Here is a 15,449-nt window from a genome sequence, read left to right as displayed (position 1 = left end):
CATCCGCTCCATGGTGTGGGGGCTCAGCGGCGGGCCGGGGCGGGCTGGGCGCTGTGCGAGGGTGCGCGGGTGCCGCCCGGCGCCCGATGCTGTTGTCGAAGTGGGCTTGGGCCCGCCAAGCGGAAGAGGCGGCCACGGTCTTCGAGGTCGCAGCCATGCGAATGGAGGTGCGGCATGGGGGCGCCACCAAGACCGCTTCTGCAACGGCGTGCTCGGTCCGCCGCACGGCCGTCCAGTCGGCCACGTCGACGAGCTGGCCGGACTTGATGACGGATTCCACCAGCATCTCGACCGCCTTGATTGATGGGCAACCTAGGTTCCCTAGGGTTCCCTAAGGTGTCAAGAAGTAAGCTAGGGACCCTATGGAGGTCACCGCGAAGGAGAGCTGGCCGATGCCCGATCGGGGCGACAATCGAGCACCATACGTCCGTATTGCTGCCCATTTCGAGGATCTGATCGCGTCCGGGCAACTGCAGCCAGGAGCTCTCCTCCCGAGCATCAAGACCATCGCGTCGGAGTGGAAGGTCAGCACTGCTACAGCAGAGAAAGCCCTCCGGAGGCTTCGCAGCGACGGCCTGGTGCGGGGTGTGCACGGCATCGGTACCGAGGTTCTGGACCGCCCGGCGCCGATGTCATCCGGCTCCCAGCGCCAGGACCGGGGGCACCGGACGGGCTCTTCATGGGGATCGGGTGAGCGCTCCGACTCCCACTCGGCATCCGTCGTGGCGGCACCGGACTATGTCGCGGAGGCGCTGGACCTCCAGCCCAGAGCCAAGGTGGTCTGCCGCTCTCGTGTCTACCGGGACCGTCACGGCATCGTCGCTCACTCCACCTCGTGGATCCCCCACGAGTACGCCGAACTGCTCCCCGAACTCACCCGCAACGAGCGACTTACTGGCGGGACGTCTCTGGAGCTGATCGCCAAGGCCACAGGTCGCCCCATCACTCACCGCGTCGACAGTGCCTCATCACGGATCACCACTTCCGAGGATGCGGGGCTCCTCGAACTACAGCCCAACACGATGGCCCCGATCGTCGTGATGACCGCGAAGTTCACGAACATCGACGGCAAGGTCGTCGAGTACGGCGTGGACCTGGGAGGCCCCGGCCGCACGTGGAGCGCCCATTCGGAGATCACTCAGTGAACAACGGCGGGCAGTACACCCCAGACGACACCCTGATCAGCGCGCTCGAACAGCGCCTCGGCACGCTGCTCGGCGCCCGGAGAGACGGTTCCCTCGATCAACGCGGTCACTCCGAGATCAAACAGATCTCCAGGGTCCTCTGCAATCGGCCGCATGAACCCCGTTGCGTCCTGTTGTCCGGCCTCCCCGGGTCGGGGAAGACGACACTCTCTCGAGCACTCATCCGGCACGGCTTCGTCCGTCTTTGCCCTGACGAAGAGATGTGGCAGCGACACGGTCACTACGGGCGCGACTTCCCCCGGGGGCAGTTCCGTGTCCGGGAGCGCCCAATTCTGGAAGACGTCGCCGCAGAGTTGAGGGACCTCCTGGCCAGAGGTGAGGACACCGTCGTCGACCACGGGTTCTGGACTCCCGAGGAGCGCGCGGAATGGCAGGGGATCGCCATCGAGGCCGGCGCCGTACCCGTGCTGGTCTACCTTCCCGCCACCCATGACGAACTGTGGTCCCGCATCAGCCAACGGAACCAGCAGTCCGACTCGGACCCGAACGCGATCTATTTCTCCGAGGCAGACCTGCTTCGGTTCCAGGGGCGGTTCGTTCCCCCAGGCCCTGATGAGCCTCATATGATCTACTCCGGAGACCCCGAGGCCCTGATGCCCGTACTACTCGGCTCAGCTCCAGGCAGCCTGTCCTGATGAACCGCCAGGCCCGCGCCATCTGCCCACTGCCGGACCAGCCGTCGCTGTTCCTGCTGTCGACCACTCACGGAGGCGACCGTGCGGCGCCGGCCGCCATGGTCGCCACCGACAGCAGTTCCGCGGCCCGGGCCAGTGAGGCGGACCGGACCGGCGCGTCGTCCGTTGCCGTATGGTGGAGGGCACACGCGATCAGGACCTGGACCCACGCCGCGTACTCGTCTTCATAGCCTTCGGTGGGCGACCAGACGGGCCTTGACCCGGATGATGATCGGCGCCATCGACACGTACGCGCCGTTGTGGTGGCAGGTCAAAGAAGCTTTGGGGGATGCCCAGTTGGCTGCCTCACGTACCGCGACGCGTGAGGACCCGGGCAGCCGTGCACTGTGGTGGCACATCGCTCTGCTCCACCTGGACCACGCCCACGAGGTGCGGAAGGAGCACATCGGCCGTCCGCTGACGACTGGCCGTCGCCGCGCTGAGAGCTGAACTCGGCAGTGCCTGGGCCTGGGACAGAGCCGCTCTGCCCCAGGCAGGCTCACGATCAGCAGGGAGATCCGGAGCATTCTCCTCTTCGGGTACTGAAGGACGCCAAGTCCAGTTGAAAACAAGCCAGTTAGCCACCCGGTCTTCCGCCGGGGTTGACACCACTCGGAGCGCGAGACTCGCTCGGTCAGCGTGATCCGTATTCGGTCATCTGGTCGGCTGATTCCTCGTGATCGGCGTTCGTTTGAGTCGCCCTGGTGGTGACCGGACACTTCCTGCGGGCAATCAGTGGTGGGTGAATCTGGGCGTTCTGGCTGCGCGGGACATCCGGGATCTGGATCATGAGGAGGGTGGAGGACTGGTCCGACTGCCATGACCCGGCCGAGCTGCGCATCCGTCTCGATGTCGCCCTGGAGGAGAACGCGGAGCTCCGCGAAGAGCTCGCCCGGGTGCAGGCCGAGAACGGGCGCTTGCGAGCGCGTCTCGGCGGCGCTGCCTCCACGGAGCTTCCTGTTCTTCCGCCTGATACAGACCCGGTGCCGGTTGCGACGCTGCTCGGCGCCAACGGACTGCCGTACGCGGATGCCTCGTCCGGCACCGAGGCGAAGATCGCGCTGTTTCGGGCGCTGCTCTGCGGCCGTGAGGACGTCTATGCCCGGCGGTGGGTGAGCTCGAAGACGGGGCGTACCGGGTGGAGCCCGGCCGAGGACGACCCGTTCGACAAGAGCAAGGACGATGCGGACCGGGTGTTCTGGCCGCTGACCGACGAGACCGTCTACGGTCACCTCGATCCGTCCCGGCAGGGCCGCAGCGAACTGCACGTGGGTTTGTACCCGCTGTTGGCCGATGACACCTGTCGGCTGCTGGCGTGTGACTTCGACGGCAAGGACGGCAGCGACTGGCGCGGGGATGCCGCCGCCTACGCCGGCGCGTGCCAGCAGGCCGGTGTTCCGGCGCTGGTGGAGATCTCCCGCTCCGGCAAGGGCGCCCACGTCTGGACGTTCTTCACTGAGCCCGTCGCCGCCACCACCGCCCGGGCCCTGGGCATGGCGCTGCTGCGGCGGGCGATCGACGCCCGCGGACAGATGACGCTGTCCAGCTACGACCGTCTCTTCCCCGCCCAGGACTTCCAGCCGGTCAAAGCCAAGGGCGGCTTCAGGTTCGGCAGCTTGATCGCGCTGCCGCTGCACGGCGTTTCCCGTGCCACGGGCACGACCGTGTTCGTGGACCCCGACACCTGGCAGCCCTTCCCGGACCAGTTCGCCCACCTCTCGCGCACCGAGCGGCTCACGCCGGCCGAGGTCGAGGCGCTCGTCGACAAGCTCGGCCCGGTCAAGGCCGGGCCGTCGGCGACCGCGCCCGAGCTGGGACCCAGGCCCCGAAGGAAGGCACTGGGCAAGGCGCCGGCCATGGTGCCCGCACGACTGGCTGCCATGCTGGCGATCTCCACCACCGGGCTGCCCCCGCAGCTGCTCGCGGCGCTCAAACATGCCTCGTCGTTCCATAATCCGGAGTTCTACCGGAAGCAGAACCAGCGCTTCTCCACCTGGAACACGCCCCGGCTCATCCGCTGCTTCGATGCCACCGACCCGGACTGGCTCACGCTGCCGCGCGGTCTCGCCGACGAGGCCGCCCAGCTGGTCGCCGCCGCCGGCGGGACGCTCACCATCACCAGCGACCTGCCCGAACACCCCGAGATCACCGCGCGCTTCACCGGCGAGCTGACCGGCATCCAGCAGCAGGCCGTGGAGGCGATGACCCCGCATCCCGCCGGAGTCCTGGTCGCGCCTCCCGGTGCCGGCAAGACGGTCATGGCCTGCGCCCTGGTCGCCGCCCACCGCACACCGACGGCCGTGGTCGTCAACCGCAGTGAGCTGCTGGACCAGTGGAAGCAACGCCTCGCCGCGTTCCTCGATCTCGGCGAGGGCCAGGTCGGCTCGCTCGGTGGCGGCAAGGACCGCCGCACTCACGTCGTCGACCTGATCATGCTGCAGACCCTGTCCCACCGGGATGCGCCGCCCGACCTCCTCGACGGATACGGCCTGGTCATCGTGGACGAGTGCCACGCCGTGGGAGCACCGGGCGCCGAAGCGGCGATCCGGGTCGCGAAGGCCGGCCGCTGGATCGGCCTGTCCGCCACCCCCTACCGGGCGGACCAGATGGACCCGGTGATCACGATGCAGTGCGGCCCGATCCGCCACGAGATCGAAGACGCCAGCACCTTCGCCAAGCACTTCGTCGTCCACCCCACCACGTTCACCACCGACGAGCCGGGCAACGACGGCGCCTCCTTCCAGGCCATCTACACCGAACTCGCCCACCACACAGACCGCAACGCCCAGATCGCCGCAGACATCGCAGGCGCCGCCCGGCGCGGCCGGTGCAGCCTGGCACTGACCAACCGCGTGGAACACCTCCACCAGCTGGCCGCCGCCCTCAAACCGCACGGAGTCGAACCCATCCTGCTCCACGGCGGGCTACCGCCGGCCGAACGAGCCCGCATCCGTGCTGCCTTGGCCGAGGACACCACCACACCGCTGGTGCTCCTGGCGATCGACAAGCTTGTTGGTGAGGGCTTCGATCAGCCCCGGCTCGATACTCTCTTCCTGACCAGCCCCATCTCCTTCAAGGGCCGCGTCATCCAGCAGGTCGGCCGCATCATGCGCAACACCGAGGCGAGGAAGTCCCACGTCGAAGCACATGACTACCTCGACGCCGACGTCCCACAGATGGAGCGCATGCACCACAAACGCCGCCGCATCCTCGAGCGCCGTGGCTTCATCACCACGCCGGTCGAGAAGCTGCCCACATCGCCGCGGGCGGCTCGGCCCGCCGCGCCGCCCGCCGCCGTGACGACCCCGCGCCTCGCACCCGCCGTCGCGGAGGTCCGGGCCTGGGCCCGCAGCCAGAAAATGGACGTACCGTCCCGAGGCAAGCTCCGCCAGGAGATCTGGGATGCCTGGCACACCGCTCACTCAGACCAGGGGCAAGGCGCTGCTCCCGCGGCCTCTCCCTGACCTGCCACTCGCGCAGGTCCTCGGCGTGCTCAAGCCGCGCAGCAGCCCGGCCATCGCAGTGAGGGGACCCGCGGCGCCCCAGACGCGATCGTCTGGTCCCCGGAAGGTGCCTTGCCGCGGCACTCCACGGGAGTGCCGCGCACCTACCGGGTCGCTGAACTGCCGCTGGCGGGCCGCACGGTGGACTGCAACGGTCAACGCCTGCCGCCCGATCCCGCCCGCCCCGTCCCGCAAGCACCAGGCTCCATCATCGCCCGCTCGGGGACGACGGTGGCAGGCCGAGTTTCTTCTCGACACGGGAGACGAGCAACGCGGCAGCGCTTATCTCCCAGCAGTGAGGCCGGTCGGGGTGGGTCGGAGGTGTCGGATCGTCGGCGCGGACCGGCCGGTGGCGCAGGAGGCCGGGGCTTTCCGGCAATGATCGGTGTTGACGTGCCATTCGATGGGGCGGAAGACGGGCTGGTCGGCGTCGGTGTGTTCCAGGACGGCGTGGTGGTCGGGGATGGTGGGCTGCTGGAGGTCGGCCCAAGCCTGGACGTGGGCGGCGAGTTCGTCGGCGACGGCGGGGTCGCCGACGAAGTGGCTGTCGCCGGTGTGCTGGATCCAGGCGGTGCCGCGGTCGGGGTCGTGGAGGCAGGCCATTCCGAGGGCCGGGTCGAGGCCGTCGACGTAGGCGCGGGTTGTGCGGCCGGAGCGGGTGCCGAGGTGGAACCACAGGTCGTAGTACCGCTCCGGGCTCAGGACGGGTCCGATGCACTTGCGGGTGGTGAGCGGCTGCGCTGTCAGGGGTTCGGTGAGGGCGGGGGTCTGGCCGTCGGGCCAGGCGTACAGCGGTCCGGCAGCGTTCATGAAGTCGCTGGACATCACGCCGCGGCCGAGGAGCCTTCGGCCGTCGCGGATGATGGCGAGGCTGGGGTGGAAGCCGCCGTGGGCGAGCGGGGCGACGATGTGTGGGACGGAGCCGTCCGTCTGATGAAGGGCCACGGGTGAGCGGGAGGTTCCGTCGTTGACGGGCCTCCCGCTTTGTTCCTGGGCCGTGGCCCGTTCGGGGCCGGGTGAGGGCGGGGCCGTGGGAGGATTTTCGGGCGTGCTGTGACCCCCACCGACCGGAGAACGAGCGTTCATGCGCGACGAGAAGATCAGCGATTTCCTGGCCCGGCTAGCCGACCGTGTCCCGGCCCCGGGCGGGGGTGCTTCGGCGGCCCTGCACGCCGCTCAGGCGGCGGCCTTGCTGGGCATGGTCGCCCGCTACAGCACCGGCGAGAAGTACGCCGCCCACCAGGCGGACATTGAGCGGATCACCACCGAGACCGACGAGCTGCGGGCCGTTGCCCTGCAACTGGCGGAGGACGACGCGGCGGCGTTCACCGCGGTCACCGACGCCTACAAGCTGCCCAAGGACACCGACGAGGCGAAGGCCGCCCGCTCGGCCGCGATCGCCAAGGCTCTCGTCGGGGCGGCGAGGCCGCCCGCCGAGGTGATCGCCGCGGCCCTGGTCGCGGTCGAGTTCGCCGAAGAGCTGCTGCCAATCGGCAACCGCAACGTCATCACCGACGTGGCCGCCGCCGCCGAGGCCGCACGGGCGGCAGCCACCACCGCCCGGGTGAACGTCGAGATCAACCTGGGCGGCATCAAGGACGAGAAGGTCCGCGCCGAGCTGGTGGCCGAGGCCGCCAAGGTCGACGACATCGCGAACCGGGCCGAGCAGGTCACCGCCGCCGTCCGCAAGGAGATCACCAAGTGAGCGCCACCGTCCTGTCCGGCAAGGAGCTGACCGCCGCGATCCGCGCCGAGACCACCGCGAAGGCCGCCGAGCTCACCGCGGCCGGCACCCCGCCGAAGCTCGCCGTCGTGGTCGCCACGGCGGACGAGTCCAGTGCCTGGTACGTCCGCTCGATCGCGAAGGCCGCCACGAAGGTCGGCATCACCTGCGACATCGTCGACCTCGGCCCCGCCGCGTCCGACATGGACATCCGCCACAAGCTCGCCTCCCTGAGCGTGGACGAGAGCGTGCACGGCGTCATCCTGCAGACCCCGCTGCCCGACGGCGTCAACGCCCAGGACGTGGCCCTTTCCATCGCGTTGGAGAAGGACATCGACGGCGCCAACCCGCTCTCGCTGGGCCGTCTGGCCGCCGGGTTGCCCGCGTTCGCCCCGGCTACCGCCGAGGCCGTCGTACGGATCCTGGACCACCACCAGATCGAGCTGACCGGCCGCCATGTCGCGGTCGTCGGCCGCTCGACGGTGGTCGGCAAGCCCGCCGCCCACTTGCTGCTGGAAAAGAACGCCACCGTCACCGTCTGCCACTCGCGCACCAAAGACCTGGCCGCCGTCACCTCGGCCGCCGATGTGGTGGTGGCCGCGGTCGGCCGGGCGGGCCTGGTCACCGCCGAGCATGTCGCCCCGGGCGCCGTAGTGGTGGACGTGGGGACCAACCCCACCGACGACGGCGGGCTGGTCGGCGACGTGGACGCCGCCTCGGTCGCCGAGAAGGCCGGGGCCCTGACCCCGGTGCCCGGCGGGGTGGGGCCGGTGACGACCGCGCTGCTGCTGCAGCACACCGTCCAGGCCGCCGCCCGCTGACACCGATCGCTGTCGCCCACGTCCTGGGGGACGGCTTGTGCCCGGCCCGCCGCCCGCCACTCGATCAGGTGATGCACCATGACCGGTGGCAGGCGGACAGGCCGGGCTGAGGTCAGGCCGGACGGGGACGCTCCGGGGGCGGCATAGCCGAGGAACCAGGCGATCGGCGACTCCAGTTCGCGGTGGCAGGCCGAGTCGACCACCGCCCAGCCCGCGGCCCCGTGTTTCGGTGCCGGTGCTGCGGGTTGAGCGGTCGTCTTGTTCAGCACGAACTCAGTAGTCCGTGTCTCCCGTCGTCTCCCGTTACGGCGGCCATCGTGGTGAACCGCACCGTGTGCACGTTGTCCAGGCGGGCCGAAGGCCGTCCCACAACCTGCGGGGATCCCGAGGCTCGGACTAGCCCTACCTGCGTCACAGCGTCCTGCTCGGGCATTGACCTTCGTGGAAGGCGGCAGCGCGGGTACCGTTCCGGTAGAGGCTGCGTTCCAGGAGGGTTGAGGTCGAGGATGCCGTACGAGATCGAGGAGCAGGAGGCGATCGGCCGCAGGATCAAGCGGCAGAGGCTCAATCTCGGCATGACGCAGGCCGATCTCGCTGCCGCGGTCGGCAAGACCCAGGGCTGGGTCTCCAAGGTCGAGGCGGGCAAGATCGAACTCGACAGCGCCGGCCTGATCAACCAGATCGCGGCCGCGCTGCACTGCCACCCGAACGTGCTGCTGGAGCGGCCGTACGTCGGCACGACCGGCGAGAACCAGTGGCAGGTCGCGGCAGCGTCCATCGTGCGCGAGCTGCGCCGCTACGACCTCACCCCGGTCTTCGACGGTGAACCGCGCTCGTCCGCCGAGCTGTGGCGGGACACGAAGCGGCTGCACCGCCTTCGCGACGCTGCGGCGAACATCGCGATCCTCAAGGCCCTGCCCGACCTGTTCCGCGAGGCGCGGGCCCTGGCCGAGGTCTCCTCGGGGCACGAGTGCGAGGAAGCGTTCGCCGTGTACGCGGTCTGCTGCAAGTTCGCCCACACCGCCGCCCACGCCCTCGGACATCCCGAACTCATCGCCATGGCCTGTGAGCGGGCGGCGTGGTCCGCGCAGCTGTCCGGCGATCCGCTCATGCCCGCCGTGGCCGACTGGATGCGGGTGTGGGACATGTGGGCGACAGCCGACTGGCAGGACTCGATCGCCCTGTCCGACAAGGCGCTGCGCAGTGTGCAGCGCGAGTACGACCGCGGCGACCCGCTGGCGCTGCGCGTATGGGGCACGCTCCAGCTGCGGGCCGCGGTCTCCTGCGCCCGCGGCGGCAACACGAGCGAGGCCGAGGACCGCCTGGGGCACGCCCGCGCGGCCAGCGACCGGATGGACGCAGCGGCCGGCCCGCCCATCTACGACCGGCACTCGCTGACCTTCTCCACTGGCAATGTCCAGATCCACCGGGTCAGCGTCGCGCTCGAAGCAGGCGACCAGACCAAGGCACTCGACCTCAACCGGCAAGCTGACCCGGCCCATCTGGCGCCGCTGCCCAAGTCCCGCCGCGGCCACCACCACATGGACCTGGCGCGGGCGTGGCTGTGGGACGGCAACCGGGACCAGGCGCTCGCCGAATTGGAGGAGGCCGAGCGCATCGCCCCGCAGCTCGTACGCAACCACCCCATCGCACGCGCCACTCTCCGCAAGATCGTCTATGCCGAACGCGTCGCCACACGCGAGAAGCTCCGGGGCATGTCCAACCGTTTTCACCTCGATGACCAGGCAGTATTCCCCTGATTCATATTCACTGGTAACCGCGCCCCTACCGTCAGTTGCATGACGGGAAGTCATACACCCCAACAGGCGCTCCCCACCGCGGAGTTACCCGACAGCCGGCCGACGTGGACTCCTCTGCGCGGCGACCTTGCCCACGACTCCGCGGTCAGCCGCACCGGCGTTGTGGTGGCCCTGCCCGAGGACACCGGCGCCAACGTCTACCACCTGTGCCCGGAGGACGGCGGGGACCCGTGGCCAGCCTTGCGGGACAACCTCACTCCGTCCACGGACGAGGCCGAGGACGGACTCTTCCTCGACGAAGCAGCGAGGCCGCCCGGCGGGTTCGCCCCGGACGGGGGCGGTACGCCGTGAGCAGGCGCCCTGATCTGCCCGGCATGGCCGCCCGTCTGCGCGTGAAGGACCTCGACGGGGACAGCGTCCTCACGGCTGTGTGGGTCGCGCTGCACGTGCCTGCCGCGCTGCTGCTCGGCCACCTCTTGACCGATCACGCGCCAGCTACCGCCGCGGCCCCGCCGCCGATGGCCGCCGCGACGGCCGACGACACCACGCCACCCGAATGAGCTCCGGCCCTGCTGCCGGTGAGGCGTCCGCCTGGCATCCCCGAGGCCGACGGGCACCGAATATCCCCGCGACAGGGTCGGCACCAATCTCGACCCACCCCGGTGGGCGGCACGGAGACCTCGCCACCCGGACGGGCGCGCTCAGCCCGGCGCCCGTCCGGCGACGAGACCGAGGACCGATACCCGACATCTTCCGCCTCGCCCCCACGAAGGCCGCCCCAGTCACCGACCTCGCCGACCGGCTCGCGCAGATGCCGCGCCTCGCCCTGGTCCTCAATCACAACAGCCGTACATCCGCCGATCTCCTGGCCAAGACCGCCGAGGAACTCCTCGCCGAGTAGAAGCGCAGCAGAACTGGCCGGACTTCGCCCCCGGAGAGACCGGCTCGTCCACCATGGAACACAAACCGGAGGGAACGGCCCGTGACCATCGCACCCGAAGCCCCGACAACCCCCCTTGTCCCCAGCTTCCTTGAGCTGGAAATCACCCGCCGCTGTCAGCTCACGTGCGCGTCGCACTGCTACGCCAAGGCGGGCCCCACACAGGGGCACGGAGTCATGACCGGCAAGGACTGGAAACGGGTCATTAGCGAGGCCGCGGCACTCGGCGTCAGGAAGATCCAGCTGATCGGCGGAGAACCCACGCTTCACCCCGACTTCGCCGAACTTGTGGAACACGCCCTCGCAGAAGGGCTCAGGGTCTACATCTACTCCAACCTGTACCGCGTCCGCGCCGAGCACTGGGCGCTCTTCGCCCGCCCCGGCATCACCCTGTCGACGTCCTACTACGCCGACACCGACGAGGGACACGACCTGGTCACCGGCCGCACGGGCTCCCACGCCGCGACCCGCGCGAACCTCATCGAGGCACACCGCCGCGGCATCCCCGTGCGGGTGGGAATCGTCGACGTCCTTGACGGGCAGCGCGTCGAGGAGGCCCGCGCGGAACTGGAAGACCTCGGCATCACCGAGGCACACATCGACCGAGTCCGAGGCGTCGGCAACGCGGCCAAGGGCGACGGCTTGCCGTCCACGTCCGAGCTGTGCGGTCGGTGCGCCACCGGCATCGCCGCGATCCTGTCGGACGGGACCGTCACCCCCTGCGTACTCGGCCGTTTCCTTCCGGCCGGGCAGATCAAGGACATGTCGCTGGAGCGGGTCTTCAGCTCGCCGCAGTGGCAGCAGGTCGCCGCGAGCATCCCGGCCGGCCGCCACGACCCGTGCGGTCCCGACTGCGGTCCCAACGACGACAGTCAGGGCGGCGGCGGAACCTGTGGCCCCGCCGACGATGGGGTCATCCCGAGCACCGCAGGCTGAAAGGATGCCCCGATGAACTGGGAATCAGCAGCGCGACGGCTTGCCGCCGACACCGTGATCCGGCCCGAGTCACGCTGGTATCAGCCGCTGGCCAGCACACCGCGGCACGTGTTCGTGCCGCGGTGGTGGACCAAGGCCGCGAGCAGTGGCGGCGAGGAGTTGTGGGTGCTGCGCGACGGCACGAGCGACACCGAGGCGTGGCTGCGGGACGTCTACGCCGACACCACGCTCGTCACTCGCGTCGGCACCCTCCATGCCGACCACGCCGATGTGGGCCAGACCCTCCTCCGGGGGCGAGCAGGCCGTTCCACCTCGTCCTCCACGCTGCCCGCGCTCGTGCTGATGATGTACCGGGCCGCGTGGATCACCAGCACCTCCCGGTTGCTGCTGACGTGCGGCAGCGGCTACGGCACCGCTCTGGCCTGCGCTCGTCTCGGCGAGGACCAGGTCACGAGCGTGGACGTCGATCCGTATCTCGTGCAGGCGGCGCGCAAGCGGCTGGCTGAGGCCGGCCACCATCCGCGCGTCGAAGTCTGTGACCTGACCGGAGATCTACCCGAGGGCACTTACGACCGGATCATCTCCACCGTGTCCGTGCCCGCTGTGCCCAGCTCGTGGCTGGGCGCGCTCGCCCCCGGCGGACGGCTGGTGACCACCCTCGCCGACACCGGGCTGGTCATCGTCGCGGACAAGACACCCGACGGCGGCGCCGTCGGGCACGTCGCGCCGGAGGCAGCCGGGTTCATGTCCGCGCGCCACGGCGATGACTACGACGACACCTTCCCAGAGAACCCGCCGCTGTGGCAGACCGCCCAGCACGCCGAGGGCGAGAACATCACCACCAGCCGCTACCCGCTGATGTACGTGCCGGACACCTGGGACGTACGCTCCACCCTCGAACTCCTCGTGCCCGGCATCGACCACCGCCAGCACACGGCGGACGACGGCACCCGCACCGTCTACATGCTCCACACAGACGGCTCGTGGGCACGTGCCACAGCCACCGGGCGCAGGGACTCCCCGACCGTGCACCAGGGCGGGCCCCAGCGGCTGTGGGACGCGCTGGACCGAATCCGCACCTGGCTCGCCGTGGACGGCGACCTTCCCATCCGCGGCGCTAAGGTGACCATCACCCCCGATGGAGCGGCCACTTTCTCCCGAAAGGGCTGGTCGGCCACCATCATCGGCGCGACCAGCATGCTCGCCCCGTAGACCACTTCCGGCAGATCCAGTGTCGCGTACGCCGAGGTTCGCCAAGGCACTCTCTACGGTCCCCCGGCCGCCACGGGGATACGTCGACGGCAAGGGGGCACACTCCAGATGCCTCCCCAGACGAGGCGGTCCCAAGTCCCCGCCCTGACCCGCGCGTTGGGCGGGGGTGGCTCATTGCCCGGAGCAGGAGCCTTGGCGCCAGTTTCGTTCCGATGTGTCAACCCCTATTTGCGCAGGCTCACCGCGTACCCGGATCCCGTGGGGTCGCGGTCCAGCGTCTCCAGGGTCCAGGCGGATCCGTCCACGGCCGCGGTGAACTCGTCCGGTGACGCCAGCCAGTAGTCGAACCAGGGTGTTGCCACGGCACCGTCCCGTACACGCAGCCGCAGCTGCCCGCGTGCCCGGCCGCGGCTGAGGTTCCAGGAGTGGTAGTCGGCGTGGACCGTGCCCGCGCCGTCGCCTGGATCCGTGCCGGTGCCGATCAACCGCGCGCCGGGACCGGCCACTGAGGCGAGGGCCGACAGGACCTGCGACGCCTGCTCGGGGCCGCCCAGCAGGCCGAGGCTGTCGCCGCACAGGGCGATCGTGTCGAAGCGTCCGAGTCCTTCGGGCAGGGACGGCACCGAGCCGACCACGGCCCTGGCACCTCGCTCGCGCGTGATGCGCACACCGCCGGGCGAGGGATCCACGCCTACCACCTCGTGCCCGCGGGCCACCCACGCGACCGCGTGGCGCCCGCCGCCGCACCCCACGTCCAGGACCCGGCCCTTGGCCCGCTCCCATGCCCACCGATCCAGCGCCGACCACTGCGCGGGCTCGCTGAAGTACCGGGAGGCGTCATTGGCCGCGATCAGGCCGTCGTCGCGCTCGATCACTTCCATTGCCGACCACGGTTTGGCACCGGCCTCCCAGCAGCGGGCCAGAACACAGCCGAAGGCATCGTCAATCCGGGGTTCCTTCGCGACCAGATCCATGACCCCCATGGTGGCCCTGGACCTTCACGCCCTGCGCGCGAATTTGCGGTCTGCCGAAGGTCCTCGCGCCTGTTACGCCGCAGACCGGACACGTCCCGCTGGCATCAGCGGTAGGTGAATCTGGGCGTTCGTTTCGCCCGTCAGGCCACACGTCCTGAGCATGCCGAACACAAACGGCTTCATGACCTTGCACCGTAGCGTCTTGGACTCGAATGCGCGTCGGCAGTAGGCGAGTTGGGTACGGTCCGACCGGCGGTCCGGGTTCGGCGGCCGAGGCGAACCATGAAGAGTGCCTCGTGGGACTCGCGGCGTTCGAGGCCAGGGCGGGCGAGGCTGCCCGGACCTTGCGCGGCGACGCTCTACGTCGCCCCGTCCTCCCTGCCCAAGTACGTTCAGAGCCTCAACCAGGCCATCTCCGCGGCCTTCGGCGGCGCCCCGGCGCGGCTACTCCTCGCCAGCACGGTGGACGGGGCCAGCGGGCATCGCCTGGCGGGACGGTAGGCCGGCGCCTACGACGTGGCCCGCTCCCGGCCACCCGGATAGTTCAACAGAGCGAACCGCGCCAGGGAGCGGACTTGGTCGAATGTCTTGAGGGTGTCGAGGTCCTCCAGGGCGAACCAGGCGGCCCCGTGCACCTCTTCGAGCTGCGCCTCCACGGCTTGCTCCCGGGTGTCCGGCTGCCGCTGGACATAGAAGAACTGCACGAGCGCTGGGGTAGAGAACCCCTCCCGCTCGATGTCGACGTAGAACGGCACCGGCTCGGGCGTGGCATTGGCATCGGCCGGGTGGATTTCCGGCTGGCTGGAGATAGCCTCCACCAGCAAGCCGGTCTCCTCCTTGAACTCACGCACAGCCGTCCCGGCGAAGGACTCGCCGGGCTCGATGTGGCCGCCTGGCGGCACCCATTTGTCGAAGCGGTTGTGGTGCACGAGCAGCACTTTGCCGTGCTCGACGAGGTAGCCCGAGCAGATGTAGACGAAGCCGGTATCTCGGGATGTCTGGCCGTCTTGGATCAGAATCGAACGAGGCACATCCGCGACGATATCCCACCTCGCGGCTCCCGAACTCCTGTGCAGATCAAGTGACTTCGGCACTGCCATCACGGCGTCGATGACATGTCATCGGCAATGAGATTGCGATGTCATCGGGTGCACGTCATGGATGGAGGGACAGGATGGTGGTTGCATCCCGGCCCGCATCTCTTGCCCGTGGCCGGCGATGCGTCTATTCGTTGAGGAGAGGACTCCGATGCGCTCTCTCCCGTCCCCATGACGCACCCGATTCCAGCAACGGCTGCCCAGATCGCTGCGGACATCTCCGACGCCGCCTGGCGCGGCCGGTGCAGCCTGGCCCTGACTATCCGCGTGGAACACCTCCACCAGCTGGCCGCCGCCCTCAAACCGCACGGAGTCGAACCCATCCTGCTCCACGGGGGGCTACCGCCGGCCGAACGAGCCCGCATCCGTACTGCCTTGGCCGAGGACACCATCACCCCCTGGTGCTCCTGGCGATCGACAAGGCGGCTCCCGTCGCCAGTTGATCCGGCATCGGGCTTTCCTCCCTCGGCGTTGGCTGGAACGCTACGGACGGCCCGACCGGGGTCGCGAACAAGGAACACCCCCAACGAAGAGGGAGCGGTAGCGCGCCCTCTCGACTGGTTCCCGCTGGGTCAGGACTCGCCGTTGGTCGCGCGGCGTGCCA

General features: G+C 69.6%; 18 protein-coding genes. 14 read left to right on the top strand and 4 right to left on the bottom strand.

What is annotated here, in order from left to right:
* Positions 1–286, bottom strand: a 286-nt coding sequence (locus AOK08_RS46855) for a hypothetical protein (RefSeq protein WP_206743408.1), incomplete at its 3' end; no start/stop codon positions are given.
* 106 nt (positions 287–392) lie between these two features.
* On the opposite strand from AOK08_RS46855, the gene AOK08_RS28175 reads away from it, so the two are divergent.
* The 5 genes from AOK08_RS28175 (at position 393) to AOK08_RS28155 (ending at position 5,343) form a co-directional block, all read left to right on the top strand.
* The gene (locus AOK08_RS28175; RefSeq protein ID WP_055531240.1) at positions 393–1,145 is read left to right on the top strand and encodes a GntR family transcriptional regulator; all 753 of its coding nucleotides are present in this window, start codon (positions 393–395) and stop codon (positions 1,143–1,145) included.
* Positions 1,115–1,840, top strand: coding sequence for a P-loop nucleotide/nucleoside kinase family protein (locus AOK08_RS28170; RefSeq protein WP_338400158.1), 726 nt, complete (start codon positions 1,115–1,117; stop codon positions 1,838–1,840). The genes AOK08_RS28175 and AOK08_RS28170 overlap by 31 nt, the downstream gene beginning before the upstream one ends.
* Complete coding sequence (locus tag AOK08_RS28165; protein WP_055531230.1) at positions 1,840–2,070, top strand: hypothetical protein; 231 nt, start codon at positions 1,840–1,842, stop codon at positions 2,068–2,070. The genes AOK08_RS28170 and AOK08_RS28165 overlap by 1 nt, the downstream gene beginning before the upstream one ends.
* A gap of 25 nt (positions 2,071–2,095) precedes the next feature.
* Entirely contained in the window at positions 2,096–2,329 is a 234-nt protein-coding gene (locus tag AOK08_RS28160) for a hypothetical protein (protein WP_157876834.1), read from the top strand.
* Between the two features lie 347 nt (positions 2,330–2,676).
* Positions 2,677–5,343, top strand: a complete 2,667-nt coding sequence (locus AOK08_RS28155) for a TOTE conflict system archaeo-eukaryotic primase domain-containing protein (protein WP_055531226.1) — start codon at positions 2,677–2,679, stop codon at positions 5,341–5,343.
* A 321-nt stretch (positions 5,344–5,664) separates the two neighbouring features.
* Here AOK08_RS28155 and AOK08_RS46025 read toward each other — a convergent pair whose 3' ends face one another.
* On the bottom strand, positions 5,665–6,327 hold the full coding sequence (locus AOK08_RS46025) for a hypothetical protein (protein ID WP_055531224.1): 663 nt from the start codon (positions 6,325–6,327) through the stop codon (positions 5,665–5,667).
* 139 nt (positions 6,328–6,466) lie between these two features.
* Here AOK08_RS46025 and AOK08_RS28145 point away from each other — a divergent pair, with 139 nt between their 5' ends.
* From AOK08_RS28145 to AOK08_RS28115, 8 genes are all read left to right on the top strand, one after another.
* A complete protein-coding gene (locus AOK08_RS28145; protein WP_055531219.1) occupies positions 6,467–7,087 on the top strand; it encodes a cyclodeaminase/cyclohydrolase family protein in 621 nt (206 codons plus the stop codon).
* Positions 7,084–7,926 (top strand): bifunctional 5,10-methylenetetrahydrofolate dehydrogenase/5,10-methenyltetrahydrofolate cyclohydrolase, encoded by an 843-nt coding sequence (locus AOK08_RS28140; RefSeq protein ID WP_055531217.1) that lies wholly within the window; start codon positions 7,084–7,086, stop codon positions 7,924–7,926. The genes AOK08_RS28145 and AOK08_RS28140 overlap by 4 nt, the downstream gene beginning before the upstream one ends.
* Positions 7,927–8,432: 506 nt before the next feature.
* Complete coding sequence (locus AOK08_RS28135; RefSeq protein WP_055531215.1) at positions 8,433–9,686, top strand: helix-turn-helix domain-containing protein; 1,254 nt, start codon at positions 8,433–8,435, stop codon at positions 9,684–9,686.
* A 39-nt stretch (positions 9,687–9,725) separates the two neighbouring features.
* Entirely contained in the window at positions 9,726–10,037 is a 312-nt protein-coding gene (locus AOK08_RS46020; protein ID WP_157876833.1) for a hypothetical protein, read from the top strand.
* Positions 10,034–10,246, top strand: a complete 213-nt coding sequence (locus AOK08_RS28125; protein ID WP_157876832.1) for a hypothetical protein — start codon at positions 10,034–10,036, stop codon at positions 10,244–10,246. Before AOK08_RS46020 ends, AOK08_RS28125 begins: the two co-directional genes overlap by 4 nt.
* Entirely contained in the window at positions 10,243–10,587 is a 345-nt protein-coding gene (locus tag AOK08_RS46665; RefSeq protein ID WP_198539417.1) for a hypothetical protein, read from the top strand. Before AOK08_RS28125 ends, AOK08_RS46665 begins: the two co-directional genes overlap by 4 nt.
* 81 nt (positions 10,588–10,668) lie before the next feature.
* On the top strand, positions 10,669–11,562 hold the full coding sequence (locus AOK08_RS28120) for a radical SAM/SPASM domain-containing protein (RefSeq protein WP_055531209.1): 894 nt from the start codon (positions 10,669–10,671) through the stop codon (positions 11,560–11,562).
* Between the two features lie 12 nt (positions 11,563–11,574).
* Positions 11,575–12,774: a methyltransferase domain-containing protein gene (locus tag AOK08_RS28115; RefSeq protein WP_055531207.1), complete on the top strand. Its 1,200-nt coding sequence runs from the start codon at positions 11,575–11,577 to the stop codon at positions 12,772–12,774.
* A 224-nt stretch (positions 12,775–12,998) separates the two neighbouring features.
* Here AOK08_RS28115 and AOK08_RS28110 read toward each other — a convergent pair whose 3' ends face one another.
* Complete coding sequence (locus AOK08_RS28110) at positions 12,999–13,748, bottom strand: class I SAM-dependent methyltransferase (RefSeq protein WP_055531238.1); 750 nt, start codon at positions 13,746–13,748, stop codon at positions 12,999–13,001.
* A gap of 282 nt (positions 13,749–14,030) precedes the next feature.
* Between AOK08_RS28110 and AOK08_RS46015 the strand changes: the two genes are divergently transcribed.
* On the top strand, positions 14,031–14,249 hold the full coding sequence (locus AOK08_RS46015) for a hypothetical protein (protein ID WP_157876831.1): 219 nt from the start codon (positions 14,031–14,033) through the stop codon (positions 14,247–14,249).
* A gap of 8 nt (positions 14,250–14,257) precedes the next feature.
* On the opposite strand, the gene AOK08_RS28105 is transcribed toward AOK08_RS46015, so the two are convergent.
* Entirely contained in the window at positions 14,258–14,848 is a 591-nt protein-coding gene (locus AOK08_RS28105) for an NUDIX hydrolase (protein ID WP_157876830.1), read from the bottom strand.
* Between the last annotated feature and the right edge of the window lie 601 nt (positions 14,849–15,449).

It is taken from the genome of Streptomyces graminilatus (assembly GCF_001418565.1).
Taxonomy (GTDB): domain Bacteria; phylum Actinomycetota; class Actinomycetes; order Streptomycetales; family Streptomycetaceae; genus Streptomyces; species Streptomyces graminilatus.
This window is presented reverse-complemented; position numbering and strand designations above follow the sequence as displayed.

Bases quoted from the DNA above. Each gene is read 5' to 3' on its own strand.
- AOK08_RS28175 (WP_055531240.1), top strand. From the start codon at position 393: ATGCCCGATCGGGGCGACAATCGAGCACCATACGTCCGTATTGCTGCC.
- AOK08_RS28165 (WP_055531230.1), top strand. From the start codon at position 1,840: ATGAACCGCCAGGCCCGCGCCATCTGCCCACTGCCGGACCAGCCGTCG.
- AOK08_RS28145 (WP_055531219.1), top strand. From the start codon at position 6,467: ATGCGCGACGAGAAGATCAGCGATTTCCTGGCCCGGCTAGCCGACCGT.
- AOK08_RS28135 (WP_055531215.1), top strand. From the start codon at position 8,433: ATGCCGTACGAGATCGAGGAGCAGGAGGCGATCGGCCGCAGGATCAAG.
- AOK08_RS46020 (WP_157876833.1), top strand. From the start codon at position 9,726: ATGACGGGAAGTCATACACCCCAACAGGCGCTCCCCACCGCGGAGTTA.
- AOK08_RS46665 (WP_198539417.1), top strand. From the start codon at position 10,243: ATGAGCTCCGGCCCTGCTGCCGGTGAGGCGTCCGCCTGGCATCCCCGA.
- AOK08_RS28115 (WP_055531207.1), top strand. From the start codon at position 11,575: ATGAACTGGGAATCAGCAGCGCGACGGCTTGCCGCCGACACCGTGATC.
- AOK08_RS28110 (WP_055531238.1), bottom strand. From the start codon at position 13,748: ATGGATCTGGTCGCGAAGGAACCCCGGATTGACGATGCCTTCGGCTGT.
- AOK08_RS46015 (WP_157876831.1), top strand. From the start codon at position 14,031: ATGAAGAGTGCCTCGTGGGACTCGCGGCGTTCGAGGCCAGGGCGGGCG.
- AOK08_RS28105 (WP_157876830.1), bottom strand. From the start codon at position 14,848: ATGGCAGTGCCGAAGTCACTTGATCTGCACAGGAGTTCGGGAGCCGCG.